Here is a 16,374-nt window from a genome sequence, read left to right on the forward strand (position 1 = left end):
TCCCTTATATCTATCGGATTATTGAAATTTTATTGTGAAAAGAGAATTTTTCAAAAAGGAAGAATCATCTTTCATTTTACAATAGATCTGTTTTTTTTGCACGCCTCTATGAGCAAAACAGTGCAGCAGGCCAGTAATAATTTAAAAAGCTTCGGGATATATTGAGAAGGGAGGGATGCGGCATGAAAATAAGCAGAAGATGGATTGCTAGTGTGACCGCGGCACTAATCTTTGGAAATTTATTTGGATCTATGCTTACGGTAGGATGGCTTAACTATAAACTAAAGAAGGATTCTGCAGCCATTGTAAGAGAAATTATTATTAAAGAGCAGGATACGATTCTTATAGAGCTTCGCAAAGGATTGGAGGATGAAATCAATCGAATTATACAACAGAAAAAAGGTGAAATTACAGGGGAAGTTCGAAAAATGATAGAAGACACTTTAGAAAGCAAACAAAAGGAGATCAACCGTCAGCTGGAAAAGGCTGTGGATGACTACATCAAACGAAAATTGAAAAGTATTATTCCCATCGGGTAAGCGGATTAGATAAGATCCAATAGGATAAAGTTTAAACAAATATCATTTTGTAAAAAGGAAATATTCTTTTTTTCTAGAAAAATAATAAAAAGAGATACAGGAGAGAAGGAGGAAAAAATATGTACTTTGCAACTTACTTAGAAAATGGGTCAGAAAAAATTGGGGTTTTAAATAGCAGCAGAACAAAAATTATGGATATGGAGAAGCTATATGTGTCTTTCGGATTGGCAGAGGGATTGAAAAGCTGCCCTAAAACGATGCTGGAGTTTGTTGAATTTTGCCATGATGGTGTTTTAAAACAACTGCAGCAATTAACCGATCAAGACTTTAATAATAATGGAGTTGAAATCGAAAAGGTGAAACTTTGTGCACCGATTCCTTATCCAAAGCGCAACATATTTTGCTTGGGAAAAAACTATTTGGATCATGCAAAGGAAGTAGGCGTTGTTCTAGGAGATCAGGATGAGGTTCCACAGTATCCCATTTATTTTAGCAAGGTAGCCTCGCCGGCTACAGGGCATGGAGATGTGATCGAATATATGCCGGGTGTGGTAACACGGCTGGATTATGAAGTAGAACTGGCAATTGTCATTGGGAAAGAAGGAAAAAATATTCCAAAGGAAAAAGCAGAGGAATATATTTTTGGCTATACCATCTTAAATGATGTAAGTGAGCGGGGATTGCAAAAACGTCATGGTCAGTGGCATAAAGGAAAAAGTTTAGACACCTTTAGTCCTATGGGACCTTATCTTGTACATAAGAGTATGATTCCATTTCCTGTGGAACTGGAGATTTCCTGCAGTGTCAATGGAGAAGTGCGCCAGCAATCCAATACCAACAACCTAATATTTGATATTCCAACAATTCTTTCGGATTTGTCAAAGGGTATGACTTTAAAATCTGGAGATATTATTGCCACAGGAACACCAGCTGGTGTAGGTATGGGCTTTTCACCTTTTAAATTTTTAAATTCAGGAGATATAGTCTCTTGTAGCATTGAAAAAATTGGAACCCTTACAAATCCAGTAAAATAAAAAAGTTCAAGGGATAAAGTTAAGGTTATGTCTGCATACTATATAATGAAAAATAACAGAGGAGGAAATCGATCATGATCCATGCAGAAGTGGCTTTATACCCTTTAAAAACCAGCCATGCCAGTGAAGTGATTAACAATTCTATTGAAGCTTTAAGAAATCAAGGGGTACAATTTTCAGTAGGATCTATGGACACCCATATCCATGGATCGGAGGAGCAGGTTTGGAACAGTCTGAGAAGCTTATTCAGCACAGCACAGAATTCTGGAGAAGTTAGCATGGTGGTAACGATCACCAATGCAGCAGATTATTAAGAGAAAAGCAAGAGATGTTCAGTTCATGAGCATCTCTTTTTTAATTGGAAAAATTACTTTCCAGTATTTACAAAAAATATTTTTGCAAACTTTACATAGAACACATGTTCGTGATATAATAATAAAAACATACGTTCGAGAAAACGGGGGATGGCCATGATTTCTCAAGTTTTAAATTATAGTATCGACAGTGGACTGCCGATTACGATTATCTATCAAGGAAAAAATGAGATTACCAAAAGAAAGATCAAAGTCCTTTCATGGCAGGGAGAAACGATTCGTGCCTATTGCTGCCTTCGAAAGGAATGCAGAGTTTTTCATACAAATGGAATTTTAGCAGCAGTGATCTATGACAAAAAAACAGATGCTGGGCAGAATCAACGATATCATTAAAAGCATTTATCAGTATTATAGCAGGGGACGACCGCCGTGTCGTCCCGATAAATCAGCGGATGCGCATTCGTAGAAGTGGACAGTTTCTGCTGCTGGTTTTCTACAAGAACCTAGAAAGGTGGAGAGCATTATGGAATTGCTGGAGAAATTGGACATTTTAGGTACCGCAGCGAAATTTGATGTATGTGCCGCCTCCGGCTCTAATAAAAAGATACAGGGCGCCTCCTTCGGTGCTGTATCTCCCTCGGGGGTATGCCATTCTTTTACACCGGATGGCCGCTGTATTTCGTTGTTTAAAGTGCTGATGACCAATGAGTGTGAGCAGGATTGTGGATACTGCCAAAATAACTGCCACCGGGATATTCGGAGAGCGCGCTTTACACCGGAGGAATTGGTACGGCTTTTTGTACAATTCTATACACGGAATTATGTTGAGGGATTATTTCTTAGCTCGGGGATTCGCGCCTCTTCAAACAGAACCATGGAGGATATGCTTCAGGTAGTAGCGCAGCTTCGTATAAAGCATCGGTTTGGCGGTTATATTCACTTGAAAATTCTCCCAGGCTGCGAGGAAAGCATGATCGAAAAGGCTGTTTCTCTCTGCAATCGCGTATCCGTGAACATTGAGGTCCCCAGTGACCGGCATATGGAAAAATTGAGTCGGAAAAAGAATTTTGAACGGGATATTTTGGGCACGATAGGAAAAATAAGCCGGCAGTTGAAAAAAGAGCAGGGTGTAACCCAGACAACACAATACGTAGTTGGAGCGGCAGGGGAAACTGATCAAGAAATTTTCCATTCGGTCAGCCAACTGTATCATACATATAATCTTAAAAGAGCCTATTACAGTGCTTATCAGCCAATAGGACAAGGCTCTTTCGCAGCAAAGAGAGAGAATCTCCTGGTGCGGGAAAATAGGTTGTATCAGATGGATTTTTTAATGCGGCAGTATCATTTTAAAAGTGATGAGTTTGTCTTTGAGAGGGATGGCAATCTCAATTATAAGGTAGATCCAAAGATGGCCTATGCAGTCAACAATATGCACCTCTTTCCTATAGATCTGCAGAAGGCTACTGAGACGGAATTATTGCGTATTCCGGGAATCGGACCCACTTCTTGCAGAAGAATCCTGCAAATAAGAAAGAGTGTTAGGCTTACAGACTTGCAGCAGCTGAAGCATATGGGTGTGGTGATCAAACGGGCTGCTCCCTTCATCCTACTAAACGGTAAAGCTTTTGGCAGTCTGGATGAGCTGTTGAAGGGTGAAAGGCCGATGTATGAACAACTGACCATTGAACAATTTATAAAGGAGTCTGTAGGCTATGATACGATACAATAACAATATAGGGAGTTTTTTTAAGGCATGTGTCCTCGGATGGATTTTGGAAGAAGATATCTGCAGTGAGGAGGAATGGAACGGCACATTGCTGCAGTTTGCATCGGTAGTAGATGAAAGGGCATATACATGGGAAGTAATTAAAGGTATGTTGCAGAAAAAGAAAAAAGGGCAGTGGATTTTTGACAATAGAGGGGCTCGGCTAAAATATCTGTTATTATACGTTCTTCGGCATCGGGACGATAAAAAGTATGGTATTTGCAAGAAGGCGATTGATTATGGTCTGCAGCATGGAATCGAGGGGATCATCTACAAGACTACCGATGAAGGAAAAGCCTTGTATAAGCTTTACCGCAGTGTATTTGGAGAAATCCATGCCATTTGTGGTTTTGCCCGATTTGTGCCTTTGGGTCAGGGGGCCTTGGCCGCAAAAATCCAATTAGAACACCATACCATCGACTTTCTTATGGCCTATTTTCGTCAGCGTTATCCTGCACACACGTTGATACTGGTGAATCAAGGACGGGCATATATTTGTGATGAGGAGGATAACATCTATGAAGAAGAAGGAAAGGATTTTGAAGCGGCCGTCGAGTGTGATGATTTTGAAAAGTTTTGGGAGACCTATTATAGGGCTCAGTACATACCGCAAAGAAAAAATTTACGCCTTACAGCAAGGGTAATCCGAAAAAAATACTGGAATTGGCTGCAAGAGGGGAAAATAATCTTAGAAGAAGACCGCAAGGATGGTAGAAAATAGTAATATTTTCATAGAATAAATTGTAGGAGTCTGTCGACACCCCATGTTATAATGGAAATAAACAGGGAAAGAGTGAGGTGTCTAAATGGACAAAAAAAAGATTTGGCTGATTGTAGTAATGGTTGTATTTGCCATTGGCAGCATTGTAATATTTGGTAAAAACCTGGCACCGGCAACAAAAGCTGACCAAGCCAATAATGAGCAGCAACCTCAGGAACAAGGGGAGGGCGAAGAAACAAATGGCGAACAGACACAACCATCTGCAGAAGAAAATAGCGGGGTAATATATATCAGCGCAAGCAAATTAAACATTCGTAAAGAGGCTGTAAAAAATGGTGAAATTGTAGATAGCCTGATGAAGGGAAGTGCTGTCAAGGTTATTGAAGAAAAGACGGATGAAAGCAACAGTCTATGGTACAAAGTCAGCTATGACACGCCAAAAGGAGAAATGAATGGCTGGATTTCATCAGAATATACTGTAAAGGACCGTACGGAATTGCTAAGTGAGAGTTTAAGAAAGCTGGACTATTCTCCCCAGCAAAAAACCTTTGAATATCCTAATAATCCAAGGGTAGCAGTAAAAGGAATTTACTTAACAAAATATTCAGCATCTAACAGCCGGTTAGATCAACTGATCGAAATGAGCAAGAGAACAAACATAAATACTTTTGTTATTGACGTAAAGGATGACAAAGGGCACATGCTCTTCAAGACAAAGGCAGCTGAAAAATATGCTCCGGAAGCCAATGCAAAAGCTACTGTGAAAGATATTGAAGCTTTGGTTAAGAAGTTGAAAGAGAATGATATCTACCTGATTGCAAGGATTGTGTCCTTTAAAGATCCTACTTATACAACACTTCATCCGGACAGGGCGATTATTTACAAAGATACGAAAAAACCTTTTACGAACAGTGACGGACTAATCTGGGCATCAGCTCATGATCGGGATTTGTGGGAATACAATATAGAAGTATCTAAAGAAGCTGCAGCAGTGGGATTCAATGAAATACAATTTGACTATGTGCGTTTTCCTGCGTCAAATGGAGGTAAGCTGGATGCGAGCTTAGACTATCGTAATACGAAGGGGGAAAACAAGCCGGAAACCATTCAGAACTTTTTGAAATATGCCCGGGAGCAGCTTTCTCCAATGGAGGTATATATTTCTGCAGATATTTACGGCTTAGTAGGTTCTGTAGCCGATGATATGGCATTGGGACAGTATTGGGAAGCTGTCAGCAATGCTGTAGATTATGTAAGTCCAATGATGTATCCAAGTCATTATGCCAATGGAACCTATGGTTTACCGGTACCGGATGCATATCCTTATGAGACGGTATACAACAGTACCAAGGATTCTGTGGCCAGAAATAAGAATATCAAAACACCGGCTGCCATTCGGCCGTGGATTCAGGACTTTACGGCATCATGGGTAAAGGGTTATATTAAATATGGACCAAAGCAAGTAGAAGATCAAATCAGGGCAATGGAGGAAAATGGTGTAACAGAGTATCTGCTCTGGAATGCTGGAAACAAATATTCTGAAGAAGCACTGAAAAAATAACGAACAATAGGGTGGTTATCGAGATCACCCTTATTGTATTTTGAATAATCGGTGAAATTTTATGCATATGGTTGACAATGGACACATAACCATATACAATAGGTATATTAAATGAATACAACACTCATATAATGTTGGGAATATGGCCCAAAAGTTTCTACCCGATAACCGTAAATTATTGGACTATGAGTGAAAATTGTTCGGGAAATGGCGTTTTTGTATGCTTATTTTGCCATTAAACCTAGTGTTTGCAGTTTTCACCGTAGTGAGAACGCAGCACTAGGTTTTTTTTATTTTTATCAAGCATAGTCCGTAGATCTATTGGAGTTGGAGGGACAATATGGAGGCGCTAAAGCAAAAAATACGAGAAGAAGGTCAAGTTCTTACAGAAACTACGTTAAAGGTGGATTCCTTCCTTAATCATCAAGTTGATGTATCCTTCATGACAGAGATTGGAAGAGAATTTCAACGACGGTTTGCTGATGAAAGAATCACCAAGGTGATTACCATTGAAGCTTCTGGAATCCTACCAGCCATGGCAACAGCTCAAGCACTGGGCGTGCCTATGGTTTTTGCAAAGAAAACGAAGACAGTCACCCAAAATGACGAAGTATATGTACAGCAAGTAAAATCTTTTACTAAGGGAACCGTGTACGATATCAAGGTGTCAAAAAATTTTATCCAACCGGAAGAGCACATTCTGATCATCGATGATTTTCTTGCCTTTGGTCATGCAGTGCTGGGCCTGGCAGATATGATTAAAAAGAGCGGAGCCCACCTGGTGGGTGCGGGAATTGTGATTGAAAAAGGATTTCAAAGTGGTGGAAAAATTTTAAGAGAAAGCGGCATACGGGTAGAATCCTTAGCCATTATTGAAAAAATGTCCAGTACAGGAATCCTTTTTAAAGATTGATTACAGCAGTTTCCAAATTGAGAAAATGATAGGGGGAGAAAAAATGAAGAAAAAAGCTTTATTCGCAGTATCCATAATGATGATTTTGGCATTATTGGTAACTGGCTGCGGCTCAAAGCCGACACAAGCAGATCAGCCAAAGGATGAGGGCCAGGAAGAAAAATTAAAAGTGGCTTTCGTTTATGTAGGACCTGTAGGGGATGCAGGATGGACTTATTCACATGACTTGGGAAGAGAATATTTAGAATCAAAGATACCAAACATTGAAACAACTTTTATAGAATCTGTACCAGAAGGCGCTGATTCAGAGCGCGTGATTACGGAACTGGCAGAAAAGGGAAATAAGATTATTTTTACAACAAGTTTTGGATATATGGATCCAACCATTAATGTGGCAAAAAAATATCCTGACGTAACCTTCCTTCATTGTTCAGGATTTAAAACCAGTGAGAATGTAGGTACTTACTTTGGAAGAATGTATCAGGCCAGATATTTATCCGGTATTGTAGCTGGAAACAAGACATCATCTAATGTGATCGGTTATGTGGCAGCCTTCCCGATTCCGGAAGTCGTAAGAGGAATCAATGCCTTTACCCTAGGAGTTCGTTCAGTAAATCCTGATGCTGTGGTAAAAGTTGTTTGGACCAATACCTGGTATGACCCGGCAAGTGAGAAGGAAGCAGCAAAAGGACTATTGGATGCAGGGGCTGATGTAATTGCCCAACATCAAGATACACCGGGACCACAACAGGCAGCTGAGGAAAAGGGTGCGTTTTCTATTGGATACAACACAGATATGAGTCAGTTTGCACCTAAAGCCTATCTGACTTCACCGATCTGGAACTGGGGACCTTATTATGTAGAGACGGTACAATCTGTCATAGGCGGCACCTGGAAGCCAGAACAGTACTGGGGCGGCATGAATGACGGAATTACCCAGCTTGCACCGATGACAGAACTAGTAGATGCTGAAACAAAAGCATTGGTAGAGGCAAAGCAAAAGGAAATCATTGACGGAGCATGGGATGTATTCACAGGAGAAATTAAAGATCAAAGTGGAAATATCGCAGTAAAAGCTGGAGAAAAAATGACGGATGAAGAAATGCTGTCCTTTGACTGGTTTGTAGAAGGCGTAGAAGGAAACATTCCTAAGTAAAAAAATACCCAAAGGTTCAATAGAGATGGCACACAGGGCTTTACTTGTGTGCCAGTTTTCACACCCAGTGATTTGAAAGGAGAGAAACCATGACGGCAAAACAGTTGGTATCAATGCGGAGAATAACAAAAAGCTTTGGCGCTGAAACAGTGAATGATCGGATTGATTTTGACCTGCAGGCAGGAGAAATCCATGCACTGCTGGGAGAAAACGGTGCAGGAAAATCTACATTGATGAATATCCTGTCTGGAGTATATCGTCAGGATGCAGGCGAAATTAACCTTCACGGTCGGTCAGTGACCATTCATTCTCCAAAGGATGCCATTGCCTGTGGAGTTGGAATGATCCATCAGCATTTTAAATTGGTGGAGAATCTGACAGCTGCTGAAAACATCATTTTGGGTTATAAAAAAGGACTATTATTAAATCGAAAAAAAATAAGTCGGGAAATTGCTGATTTTTCTAAAGCTTATGGATTATCCATCCAGCCGCAGGATTGTATCTATCAAATGTCTGTAGGAGAAAAACAGCGGGTGGAGATCTTGAAAGCCCTCTATCGTGGAGCAGATATACTGATTCTAGATGAGCCTACAGCAGTTTTAACACCCCAAGAGGCAAAGGAGCTTTTTGTTATATTGAAAAAAATGGCAAAGGAAGGCTGCGGTGTAATTATTATTACCCATAAGATGCAGGAAGTTATGGAAATCGCTGATCGTATTACGGTGCTGAGAAAAGGAAAAAAAGTGGGCACTCAGGAAATCAGCCAAGTCAATGAGCAAATCCTTGCGGAGATGATGATGGGCCAGATGGTAGTCCGGGAAAGGGTTAAAAATGTAAATCTAGAAGGAGAAGCAGTATTGGCTGTGCAGAATCTTACGGTAAAGGGTGACAAGGGTGTAGATGCAGTCAGAAATGTATCCTTTTCCGTGAAGCAAGGGGAGATTTTAGGAATTGCAGGAATATCCGGAAGCGGACAGAAGGAACTGGCTGAAGCCATCGCGGGATTGAGAAAGGCTGAAAGTGGAAGCATACAGATGCATCAAGAGGAAATAGCAGGGAAAACGGCAAAGCAGCTCATTGATCTAGGAATTGGTTTTGTACCGGAGGATCGCTTAGGTATGGGGCTTATCGGTTCTATGGATATTGCAGATAATTTGATTTTAAAGGACTACCGAAAGGCACCGATCAGCAAGGGGATATTTATCAATAAACAAAAAGCGAAAGAGCGTGCGAAGGCAGTTATTAAACAGTTTGATGTGAAGATCGCCGATAGCAGCGGGGCGATTAAAAGTTTATCCGGAGGAAATCTACAAAAAATTTTATTGGGCAGAGAGATATTAGAGGAACCGAAGGTACTTATTGCTGCTTACCCTGTACGAGGCTTAGACATTGGAACTACTGAAGCGGTTTATAATCTATTATTGGAGCAGCGGGATAGAGGATGTGCTGTAATTTTCATTTCTGAGGACTTAGATGAAATTTTAGAGCTGTCGGACCGGATTATGGTAATGGAAGGCGGAAGAACAACAGGGATCGTTAAACCGCAGGATACATCAGTGGAAGAAATCGGACGAATGATGTTAAATGGCCGGGTCAGTTAGGAGGAAGGATTATGAATGGACGATTTAAGGTAGAGAAAAGAGAAATCCAAAATAAATATGCCCTAGCAGGTATCCGCTTGGTGGGTATCTTTTTGGCACTGATAGCAGGAGGCATCTTCCTGATGTCTACAGGCCATGCACCCATCACTGTCTATAAAGCTATGTTGGAAGGTGCCTTTGGATCTTCTTATGGTATCAATGAAACCATCGTAAAGACAATTCCCCTTCTATTAGCTGCTTTAGGGATTTCCGTAGCCTTTCGCATGAAGCTTTGGAATATTGGTGCAGAGGGACAGATTTACGTAGGGGGGATCGCTGCTGCTGCTGTTGCATTGAAGCTTGGACATCTGCCTGCCTATTTATTGATTCCGATGATGACTGCAGCCGGATTTTTAGGCGGTGCAGTGTGGGGTTTGCTGCCAGCAATACCGAGAGCCCTATGGGGAACCAATGAAACCATTATGACACTGATGATGAATTATATCGGTATATTATGGGTAGATTATTTGGTATTCGGCCCATGGAAAGACCCTAAAGGCTTTAATTTTCCAATTACACCTGAATTTAGTCCATCTGCTTTTTTGCCTACCTTCGGGAGAAGCAGAGTGCACATGGGAATTATTATCGCACTTTTTCTGGCAGTAGTATTGTATGTAGTCATCAACAAGACCCTGTGGGGATATGAAATTCGCGTGGCGGGAGAAAACAGTGAAGCAGCTAAGTATGCAGGAATGAATGTAAAAAGAAATATTCTTTTAGCTATGGCTATAAGCGGAGGGATCGCAGGCATCGCCGGGATGGCTGAGCTTGCAGGGATTACACATCGACTCCAGTCTAATTTCTCGCCAGGATACGGCTACAGCGCCATTATTATTGCTTGGCTGTCACGCCTAAATCCCATGGCAGCTATTGGTGTATCATTTTTATTCGGAGGTATGTTGGTAGGAGGTTATGCAGTACAGACCAGCGGCTTGCCTGCTGCTACTGCTGTAATGATGCAGGGTTTGATATTGTTCTTCGTGCTGGGGGCCGAGTTCTTTACCCAATACCAAATCTGCTGGATTAAAAAGTCTGCTGAAGAAAAGAAAGTAGTACGAAAGGGGGTCGAAGTTCATGGATAACACCATGTTGATTGCAACGCTGGCAGCAGCAGTAACTGCAGGAACACCGATCTTCTATGCATCCTTGGGAGAACTTTTAACTGAAAAGTCAGGCAATCTGAATTTAGGTGTAGAGGGAATGATGTTGATCGGTGCTGTATGCGGTTTTAAAGCAGCCGTGATCACGGGAAATCCTTGGATGGGTTTCCTAGCAGCAATGGCTGCTGGAGCAATGATTTCCCTTATCCATGGATTTCTTACCATACATTTGAAGGCAAGCCAAGTGGTAAGCGGTTTAGCCTTGACGATTTTTGGTACAGGATTGAGCAGCTTTATCGGAAAGCCTTTGATCGGCATACCGGCTCCTGTAAAGTTTCAAAAAATCCCCATTCCAGGCCTGGTAAATATACCCTATATGGGAAAAATATTTTTTGATCATGATGCCTTAATCTATTTAAGCTATGCTTTAGCAATCCTGGTATGGATTTATTTGTATAAAACCAACATGGGTCTAAAGCTAAAAGCAGTAGGAGAAAATCCGGCTGCAGCAGATTCTTTGGGAGTAAGTGTAACGAGAATGCAGTATATTCATGTAATGCTGGGAGGAGTACTGGCAGGTGCAGGTGGGGCCTATCTATCCTTGGCATATGCCCCTGCATGGTTGGAAAATATGACAGCAGGGCGGGGCTGGATTGCCGTTGCGCTTGTAATATTTGCTTTATGGAATCCACTCCGGGCAATGCTGGGTGCTTATATTTTTGGAGGACTGGACATTCTAGGATTTAGAGCCCAAACCTTTGGGATCACTCTATCTCCCTTCTTTATGAAAATGATTCCTTATATATTTACCATTGCAGTTTTGGTGTTTATTTCCGCCAAGAATAAACGCAATGTAGCACCACCAGCGGCACTTGGAGTAAGCTATTCCAGGGAAGAACGATAATGATTGAAAAAAGCTTCCGGTTATGAAACCGGAAGCTTTTAAATGAGACGTATTAGTCCAAGGAAGATAAGTATGGTAGCAGAAATATACTTTAAAATGTGTTCGCGTGTTATGTGTCCAATCTTTTTTCCCAAAAATTCTCCAATCCTGAAAAAGAGAATATTGATGATGAAAATTGCTGCGATAAAACTAAGCATATGAATTTTTATGATGGATATAGCCACGCCAATGGTAAAGGCATCCACTGCCAATGCCACACCAATATACATGGCTTCCTTGGGCTCTATTGTTCCGGAATGGTCGCTGTCGCCGCTTATTGGATCTCGAATGATGTTGATGACAATGCCTAGGGCTTTAATGGAGATCTTCTTAATCATCTTTTGCCCGTTTTTAGCGGGAAAGCGACAATCTAAATAGGCCTGAATTAGAAAGAAAAATCCTAACAAAAGAACTAGTGATGAACTGATTAACTTTGCCTGAAAAACTGTAATAAATGTTAAAAGCAGATTGCCTAAAGCAAAAGCTATAAAGAGTGATAAGACAGATACCATATTGATCAGAAGTAATGATTGGAAAGGTACTTTAATTCGTTTCATTCCGTAGGTTACTCCAATGCCAAAGGTATCTATGCTAATGGATATGGCAAGCAGGATAGGATAGATAAACATGGCTTCCCTCCATTCAGAAAACATAGTTTGTTACTTCTATTGTATGAAATAAAAAGTTAACCGTTCACATCTTATAAAAATATTTATATCTTCAACTGTGCTCTCATCTATAGCGTATGCAATATAAGCGAAATCGGTTATCTTATAGGCTAAGGATTCCTTCAATATAACCAGAGACAGGGGCTGCAGATAAGCTAATTGGGAAAAAAGGGAACCGTGTGGATTTTTTTTGGGGAAAAAGGTAAATTTGAGAGATAGGATTGTTTGACACTTGGCTTTTGTCATGGTAAGATTGACAAGATAAAAAAACCTTTAAAAGAAGTCCGGTGAGGCTAACAAGGAGGAAGAAAAATGAATACAGGCAAGAGAATTGCAAAAATGTTGTTAGAAATCCAAGCAGTTGCCCTAAGAGACACACAAAATCTGTTTACATGGGCATCAGGGATTCAATCACCTATTTATTGTGATAATCGTCTTACTATGGCATATCCGCAGGTAAGGGAGGCTATTGCAGAAGGTTTTGCTGCATTAATTAGAGAAAAATATCCGGAAGCAGAGGTGCTTGTTGGAACAGCAACAGCAGGAATTCCACACGCTGCATGGACGGCTCAAAAACTGGATCTGCCCATGGCCTATGTAAGAAGCAATGCAAAGGTTCATGGAAGAGGAAATCAAATTGAAGGTAAAGTGCAGCAGGGACAAAAAGTGGTAGTTATAGAGGATTTGCTCTCTACGGGAGGAAGCTCGCTGAAAGCAGTTAAAGCCTTGCAAGAGGCAGGGGCTGACGTATTAGGGGTTGTGGCTATCTTTAGCTATGGATTTGATCAGTTGGATCAACTGTTTAGCAGCGAAGGTGTAGTGTATCATACGCTTACCAGTTATCAGATTTTACTGCCGCTGGCAAAAGAAATAGGACTTTTAGAGGAAAAAGAAATAAGCTTGTTGGAACAGTGGAGTAAAAATCCTTATATATTTACAGAGAAATAATAGGGGCGGGCCTTGTGTCCGCCTATTTTAATCCCCAAAAGCCAAATAAATTTCAAATCTATGACAGATTGCGTAAGACTGAGATAATGTAGAAATACATCAGATTTTTAGAGTAAATAGGGCCATGGAATTATTGTCATGTTTGGCCATTTTGATGCATAATATACAATATGTAGTACGATAGGAAAAAAGCAGCACAACAGGAGGGGTACGAAGTGATAACTAAGGTTCAGAAGAGAAATGGCGAGATTGTCGATTTTGATGGAGGAAAAATTAAGTCGGCAATATTTGCAGCAGCCAAATCTGTTGGTGGAAAAGATGAAATGGTAGCACAAAGGCTTACAAAAATGGTCGTAGAAATTATCAATGAAACCTACGGTGCAAGCATACCAATGGTAGAGGATATACAAGATGTTGTGGAAAAAGTTCTAATTGAAGAAGGACATGCAAAAACAGCCAAAGCTTTTATTCTTTATCGAAAAAAGCATGAAGAGATTCGTGAAGTAAAGAATCTTTTCATGGATGCAGAGAGAATGATCGAGGAATATGTTAATCTGGAGGATTGGCGGGTTTACGAGAATGCCAACATGGGTTTTTCCTTACAAGGATTAAATAATCATATCGTTGAAAGCATTACGAAGAAATATTGGTTAAATAAAATTTATCGAAAAGAGTTAAGAGATGCCCACATAAGAGGGGATTTACATATACATGATTTGGGATTATTGGCACCATACTGCTGTGGATGGGATCTAGAGGAATTTTTGAGAAAAGGCTTTAAAGGTGCAAAAGGAAAGATTGAATCTAAACCACCTAAGCATTTTGAGTCAGCCTTGGGGCAGCTGGTCAATTTACTTTATACCCTTCAAGGGGAATCTGCAGGTGCCCAAGCGGTGTCCAGCATTGATACATATTTAGCGCCTTTTATTTACTACGATGAATTGAATTATGCCCAAGTTAAAAAGGCCGTCCAGCGATTTGTATTTAATCTAAATGTGCCAACCCGGGTAGGTTTCCAAACCCCCTTTACCAATATAACCTTAGATATTATACCACATCCTTTGTTGAAAAACATGCCGGCCATTATTGGCGGACAGTCCATGGAGAAAACTTATGGAGAATTCCAAAAAGAGATGGATATGTTTAACAAAGCATATTGTGAAGTGATGATGGAGGGAGACGGTGCCGGCAGAGCATTCAGTTTCCCAATCCCTACGATTAATATTACTCATGATTTTCCATGGGATTCGGAGGTAGTTAATGCAGTCATGGAAATGACCAGAAAGTTTGGCACCCCTTATTTTGCCAATTTTCTTAACGCTGATTTGTCTCCTGAAGATATTCGATCTATGTGCTGCCGCCTGAGATTAGATAATCGTGAGCTGAGAAAAAGAGGCGGAGGTCTTTTTGGCGCAAATCCTTTAACCGGCTCTATTAACGTAGTAACCTTAAATATGGCCAGAATCGGCTATTTGTCTTCCACACCGGAAGAGTTTAAAAGAAAAGTAAGGGAGTTAATGGAATTGGCCAAAGAAATTTGCGAAAGTAAGCGGGATGTGCTGGAAAAATATATGGATGCGGGGTTATATCCTTACTCCAGATTCTACCTGCAAGGCGTAAAGGATGGCATGGGACAATATTTCAAAAATCACTTCTCAACCATCGGTTTAAATGGAATGAATGAAGCATGTATTAACCTGCTGGGTGCAGATATTACTACAGAAGAAGGAAATGAATTTGCTGTTGAGGTCATGGAATTTATGAATCGTGTGATCCAAATCTTCCAGGAAGAAACAGGCAGCTTATGGAATCTTGAGGCAGCTCCGGCAGAAGGAGCAGCTTACCGGTTTGCCCGTTTGGATAAGAAGATGTATCCAAATATTTTTACTCAAGGCAAGGATGAGCCCTATTATACAAACTCAACACAGCTGCCTGTAAACTTTACGAAAGATATTTTCGAAGCCGTAGAGAGACAGGAAAAGCTTCAAACATTATATACAGGCGGAACTGTACTGCATGGTTTCATTGGAGAAGAACTCGAAAACATTGAGAGCTGTAAACTGCTGATTAAGAGGCTTATGGAAAACAGCAGCATCCCTTACATAACGATTACACCAACCTTCTCCATCTGTGATGAGCATGGCTACTTATCAGGAGAGCATTTCCAATGCCCGCACTGCGGAAGGGAAGCAGAGGTGTGGTCCAGAGTTGTAGGCTTCCATAGGCCGGTACAATCCTGGAATAAAGGAAAGCAGGAAGAATTCAAGGATCGGGAAGAATTTGAATATAAAGAAAACCTTGAGGCGATAGAAGAAGTGGACTGTGCTTGCAGAGTGTGCTAAAGATTGGGTGAGAAGGAATGCAGTTTCTAGGACAAGAGAAAACTTCGCTGGTAGACTATCCAGACAAAATCTGTACCGTATACTTCGTAGGAGGATGTAACTTTAAGTGTCCTTACTGTCACAATGGTCCTTTGGTGAAGATGCAGGGCAATCCTATAAAAGAAGAAGAGGTATTTCAGTTTCTGAGAAAGCGGAAGAAATATATTGACGGGGTTTGTATTTCTGGAGGAGAACCAACCCTTTATGAAGGATTATGTGATTTTATCCGAAAGGTTAGAGCGCAAGGGCTTTTGGTAAAGTTAGATACGAATGGTACGAATCCCCAGATGCTTGAACAGTTGCTTCAAGAGAAGCTGCTGGACTATATTGCCATGGATATAAAGGCGCCGCTGTACCTGTATGCGGATGTTGCAGGCGTACAGGTGAGCATCGAAGATATTAGGCAAAGCATCCTGTTGATACAGCATGCAGGGATTGATTATGAATTTCGCACAACCGTGTGCAAGGAGCTGTTGACGAAAACAGATATCTTAGAAATTGCATCATTTATCAAGGGAAGCAGACGTTATACCCTGCAAAACTTCCGGGATGGGGAAACCGTCCTAGGAGGAGCAGGCCGGTTTCATCCTTTTGATATAAATACTTTAGAAGAGATAGAAAGAGAAACCAAGGATTATTTTGAAATCCTGAAGATAAGAAAATAGAAGAGACCTAAGACCTGGGGCGG

The 16,374-nt window shown here is 40.8% G+C and carries 16 protein-coding genes and 1 riboswitch; of the genes, 15 read left to right on the plus strand and 1 reads right to left on the minus strand.

Annotated features, from left to right (window positions below):
* Positions 1 to 182: 182 nt before the first annotated feature.
* From Gferi_RS16150 to Gferi_RS16205, 12 genes are all read left to right on the plus strand, one after another.
* Positions 183 to 539, plus strand: a complete 357-nt coding sequence (locus Gferi_RS16150) for a hypothetical protein (RefSeq protein ID WP_069978275.1) — start codon at positions 183 to 185, stop codon at positions 537 to 539.
* 119 nt (positions 540 to 658) lie between these two features.
* Positions 659 to 1,573, plus strand: a complete 915-nt coding sequence (locus tag Gferi_RS16155) for a fumarylacetoacetate hydrolase family protein (protein WP_069978277.1) — start codon at positions 659 to 661, stop codon at positions 1,571 to 1,573.
* Between the two features lie 74 nt (positions 1,574 to 1,647).
* Positions 1,648 to 1,887, plus strand: a complete 240-nt coding sequence (locus Gferi_RS16160) for a YkoF family thiamine/hydroxymethylpyrimidine-binding protein (RefSeq protein ID WP_069978279.1) — start codon at positions 1,648 to 1,650, stop codon at positions 1,885 to 1,887.
* A gap of 156 nt (positions 1,888 to 2,043) precedes the next feature.
* Positions 2,044 to 2,280 carry a hypothetical protein gene (locus Gferi_RS16165; RefSeq protein ID WP_069978281.1) on the plus strand — a complete coding sequence of 79 codons (237 nt, stop codon included), beginning with the start codon at positions 2,044 to 2,046 and terminating at the stop codon, positions 2,278 to 2,280.
* Positions 2,281 to 2,410: 130 nt separating this feature from the next.
* The gene (locus Gferi_RS16170; protein ID WP_069978287.1) at positions 2,411 to 3,619 is read left to right on the plus strand and encodes a putative DNA modification/repair radical SAM protein; all 1,209 of its coding nucleotides are present in this window, start codon (positions 2,411 to 2,413) and stop codon (positions 3,617 to 3,619) included.
* Positions 3,603 to 4,376 (plus strand): DUF4130 domain-containing protein, encoded by a 774-nt coding sequence (locus tag Gferi_RS16175; RefSeq protein WP_069978289.1) that lies wholly within the window; start codon positions 3,603 to 3,605, stop codon positions 4,374 to 4,376. The genes Gferi_RS16170 and Gferi_RS16175 overlap by 17 nt, the downstream gene beginning before the upstream one ends.
* A gap of 85 nt (positions 4,377 to 4,461) precedes the next feature.
* Entirely contained in the window at positions 4,462 to 5,937 is a 1,476-nt protein-coding gene (locus Gferi_RS16180; RefSeq protein WP_069978291.1) for a putative glycoside hydrolase, read from the plus strand.
* Between the two features lie 104 nt (positions 5,938 to 6,041).
* A riboswitch (purine riboswitch) is annotated at positions 6,042 to 6,143 on the plus strand.
* Between the two features lie 134 nt (positions 6,144 to 6,277).
* The gene (locus Gferi_RS16185; RefSeq protein WP_069978293.1) at positions 6,278 to 6,850 is read left to right on the plus strand and encodes a xanthine phosphoribosyltransferase; all 573 of its coding nucleotides are present in this window, start codon (positions 6,278 to 6,280) and stop codon (positions 6,848 to 6,850) included.
* A 43-nt stretch (positions 6,851 to 6,893) separates the two neighbouring features.
* Positions 6,894 to 8,006 carry a BMP family ABC transporter substrate-binding protein gene (locus Gferi_RS16190; protein ID WP_069978294.1) on the plus strand — a complete coding sequence of 371 codons (1,113 nt, stop codon included), beginning with the start codon at positions 6,894 to 6,896 and terminating at the stop codon, positions 8,004 to 8,006.
* Positions 8,007 to 8,095: 89 nt separating this feature from the next.
* Positions 8,096 to 9,607 (plus strand): ABC transporter ATP-binding protein, encoded by a 1,512-nt coding sequence (locus tag Gferi_RS16195; protein WP_069978296.1) that lies wholly within the window; start codon positions 8,096 to 8,098, stop codon positions 9,605 to 9,607.
* Between the two features lie 11 nt (positions 9,608 to 9,618).
* Positions 9,619 to 10,728 carry an ABC transporter permease gene (locus Gferi_RS16200; protein ID WP_069978298.1) on the plus strand — a complete coding sequence of 370 codons (1,110 nt, stop codon included), beginning with the start codon at positions 9,619 to 9,621 and terminating at the stop codon, positions 10,726 to 10,728.
* On the plus strand, positions 10,721 to 11,650 hold the full coding sequence (locus Gferi_RS16205; protein ID WP_069978300.1) for an ABC transporter permease: 930 nt from the start codon (positions 10,721 to 10,723) through the stop codon (positions 11,648 to 11,650). Before Gferi_RS16200 ends, Gferi_RS16205 begins: the two co-directional genes overlap by 8 nt.
* A gap of 38 nt (positions 11,651 to 11,688) precedes the next feature.
* Here Gferi_RS16205 and ytaF read toward each other — a convergent pair whose 3' ends face one another.
* Positions 11,689 to 12,318, minus strand: coding sequence for a sporulation membrane protein YtaF (gene ytaF / locus Gferi_RS16210; RefSeq protein ID WP_069978302.1), 630 nt, complete (start codon positions 12,316 to 12,318; stop codon positions 11,689 to 11,691).
* 351 nt (positions 12,319 to 12,669) lie between these two features.
* Here ytaF and pyrE point away from each other — a divergent pair, with 351 nt between their 5' ends.
* From pyrE to Gferi_RS16225, 3 genes are all read left to right on the plus strand, one after another.
* Positions 12,670 to 13,305: an orotate phosphoribosyltransferase gene (pyrE, locus tag Gferi_RS16215; RefSeq protein WP_069978304.1), complete on the plus strand. Its 636-nt coding sequence runs from the start codon at positions 12,670 to 12,672 to the stop codon at positions 13,303 to 13,305.
* A 215-nt stretch (positions 13,306 to 13,520) separates the two neighbouring features.
* Positions 13,521 to 15,647 carry a ribonucleoside triphosphate reductase gene (locus tag Gferi_RS16220; protein ID WP_069978305.1) on the plus strand — a complete coding sequence of 709 codons (2,127 nt, stop codon included), beginning with the start codon at positions 13,521 to 13,523 and terminating at the stop codon, positions 15,645 to 15,647.
* A gap of 17 nt (positions 15,648 to 15,664) precedes the next feature.
* A complete protein-coding gene (locus Gferi_RS16225) occupies positions 15,665 to 16,351 on the plus strand; it encodes an anaerobic ribonucleoside-triphosphate reductase activating protein (protein WP_069978307.1) in 687 nt (228 codons plus the stop codon).
* The last annotated feature ends 23 nt before the right edge of the window (positions 16,352 to 16,374 follow it).

Origin of the sequence: Geosporobacter ferrireducens (assembly GCF_001750685.1) — a bacterium.
Taxonomy (GTDB): Bacteria; Bacillota; Clostridia; order Peptostreptococcales; family Thermotaleaceae; genus Geosporobacter; species Geosporobacter ferrireducens.

What these genes read in the sequence shown, in the direction of transcription:
- Gferi_RS16175 (WP_069978289.1), top strand. Translation starts at nt 3,603, where the DNA reads ATGATACGATACAATAACAATATAGGGAGTTTTTTTAAGGCATGTGTC.
- Gferi_RS16165 (WP_069978281.1), top strand. Translation starts at nt 2,044, where the DNA reads ATGATTTCTCAAGTTTTAAATTATAGTATCGACAGTGGACTGCCGATT.
- Gferi_RS16170 (WP_069978287.1), top strand. Translation starts at nt 2,411, where the DNA reads ATGGAATTGCTGGAGAAATTGGACATTTTAGGTACCGCAGCGAAATTT.
- Gferi_RS16185 (WP_069978293.1), top strand. Translation starts at nt 6,278, where the DNA reads ATGGAGGCGCTAAAGCAAAAAATACGAGAAGAAGGTCAAGTTCTTACA.
- Gferi_RS16200 (WP_069978298.1), top strand. Translation starts at nt 9,619, where the DNA reads ATGAATGGACGATTTAAGGTAGAGAAAAGAGAAATCCAAAATAAATAT.
- Gferi_RS16155 (WP_069978277.1), top strand. Translation starts at nt 659, where the DNA reads ATGTACTTTGCAACTTACTTAGAAAATGGGTCAGAAAAAATTGGGGTT.
- Gferi_RS16205 (WP_069978300.1), top strand. Translation starts at nt 10,721, where the DNA reads ATGGATAACACCATGTTGATTGCAACGCTGGCAGCAGCAGTAACTGCA.
- Gferi_RS16225 (WP_069978307.1), top strand. Translation starts at nt 15,665, where the DNA reads ATGCAGTTTCTAGGACAAGAGAAAACTTCGCTGGTAGACTATCCAGAC.
- Gferi_RS16160 (WP_069978279.1), top strand. Translation starts at nt 1,648, where the DNA reads ATGATCCATGCAGAAGTGGCTTTATACCCTTTAAAAACCAGCCATGCC.
- pyrE (WP_069978304.1), top strand. Translation starts at nt 12,670, where the DNA reads ATGAATACAGGCAAGAGAATTGCAAAAATGTTGTTAGAAATCCAAGCA.
- Gferi_RS16190 (WP_069978294.1), top strand. Translation starts at nt 6,894, where the DNA reads ATGAAGAAAAAAGCTTTATTCGCAGTATCCATAATGATGATTTTGGCA.
- Gferi_RS16180 (WP_069978291.1), top strand. Translation starts at nt 4,462, where the DNA reads ATGGACAAAAAAAAGATTTGGCTGATTGTAGTAATGGTTGTATTTGCC.
- Gferi_RS16195 (WP_069978296.1), top strand. Translation starts at nt 8,096, where the DNA reads ATGACGGCAAAACAGTTGGTATCAATGCGGAGAATAACAAAAAGCTTT.
- ytaF (WP_069978302.1), bottom strand. Translation starts at nt 12,318, where the DNA reads ATGTTTATCTATCCTATCCTGCTTGCCATATCCATTAGCATAGATACC.
- Gferi_RS16150 (WP_069978275.1), top strand. Translation starts at nt 183, where the DNA reads ATGAAAATAAGCAGAAGATGGATTGCTAGTGTGACCGCGGCACTAATC.